4 protein-coding genes are annotated in these 1,179 nt (G+C 34.8%); 1 reads left to right on the forward strand and 3 read right to left on the reverse strand.

Annotation, left to right across the window (positions count from 1 at the left end):
- Positions 1–67 precede the first annotated feature (67 nt).
- The 3 genes from ARSQ2_RS06000 to ARSQ2_RS06010 are packed head-to-tail and all read right to left on the reverse strand — an operon-like array spanning position 68 to position 1,039.
- Positions 68–544, reverse strand: a complete 477-nt coding sequence (locus ARSQ2_RS06000; RefSeq protein WP_238334345.1) for a gp53-like domain-containing protein — start codon at positions 542–544, stop codon at positions 68–70.
- Positions 508–876 (reverse strand): hypothetical protein, encoded by a 369-nt coding sequence (locus ARSQ2_RS06005; RefSeq protein WP_181994703.1) that lies wholly within the window; start codon positions 874–876, stop codon positions 508–510. The genes ARSQ2_RS06000 and ARSQ2_RS06005 overlap by 37 nt, the downstream gene beginning before the upstream one ends.
- Positions 860–1,039 carry a hypothetical protein gene (locus ARSQ2_RS06010; protein ID WP_181994704.1) on the reverse strand — a complete coding sequence of 60 codons (180 nt, stop codon included), beginning with the start codon at positions 1,037–1,039 and terminating at the stop codon, positions 860–862. Before ARSQ2_RS06010 ends, ARSQ2_RS06005 begins: the two co-directional genes overlap by 17 nt.
- Positions 1,040–1,046: 7 nt before the next feature.
- On the opposite strand from ARSQ2_RS06010, the gene ARSQ2_RS14775 reads away from it, so the two are divergent.
- On the forward strand, positions 1,047–1,179 hold a 133-nt coding region (locus ARSQ2_RS14775; RefSeq protein ID WP_420837744.1), incomplete at its 3' end, for an IS630 transposase-related protein.

Here is a 1,179-nt window from a genome sequence, read left to right on the forward strand (position 1 = left end):
CTAATCAATCTTTGCAAGTAAAATACATTTGGTCTTCAAATCGATATGATGTTTCTATTTTATACTCCTATCGCCATCCAATAATAACCGTCCATAAACACGTATCGTTACCACCTGTTATACTCCTTGTATAATAATTAAATCCCCTTGTCGTTACATCATAAGCAATTCCTATAAACATAACGCCAGAGCTTGTATTATGCGCCTTAGAACTCGTCGTTATACTATAGACAGATGAAGAAAATGCAGTAGGAAAATTAATGGTATAAGAATTCCCTTCTTTACTTCTATATCCCCATTGAATAATCAGGCCGATATTCGGATCTTTCAGCCAACCATTTGCCGATTTTTTTGCTGTCCATTTAATGGCATTAATCCTAGAGTCCACTTCGGATTTAGTGTAATTATCTTCTTGAATAGCAAATTTTCCATTTTTATCTGGAAAATAAGTTACTACTCCAAGCCTATTATTGCGTATAAACTCACGTTTAGATGAACGTACATATACTAAATCATAACCCTCTTTAGTATATCTCCTAGCCATATAACAGAATTACCGGTAAGATGAGTAGCTCTAAGTCCAAAAGCGGTTATAGCTGATGGATTATTAGTTAAGGCTAAAGTTCCATTAGTTTTAGGAACTTGTACTCGATATTCTAAACCTACACCGTTTTTTATTCCGTCGATATTTAAAATTTTGCTATCTGGATCTAGTACAAAATCTACCATAGAATTATCTTTAGTAGTTTTAATAGTTAATTTAGGATTTCCATAAGTTATATTTAATCCTTCAACAGTTACTCCTCGGGTATCTACCAACTTAACAAAGTTATCATCTTTTTCTGCTTTAGTATATGAATCAAGCACAATCCGCATTCAGGCACCACAACCTTAATACCCCCTGTCGATTCAGGCGTTGAATTTGGATATATACCTGTTTGGGCAGTTGACCATCCCATCGGTAATAACCGCCCTCTTTTTCATAATATAATGCCTGGTAACGAACTGTTATAGCTAAGCGACTTAATTTTGATGACATTATTTATATGAGCTATTCAATTGATTTTAGAACTAAAGTGATATTTACGATGGAAGAAGAAGGGGTGAGTTTCCGAGAAACAGCGAAGCAATTTCGGATTGGCTCTGCATCTGTATCGCGTTGGATTAATCAAATAGAGC

The organism is Arsenophonus endosymbiont of Bemisia tabaci Q2 (assembly GCF_902713415.1).
Lineage (GTDB): Bacteria > Pseudomonadota > Gammaproteobacteria > Enterobacterales > Enterobacteriaceae > Arsenophonus.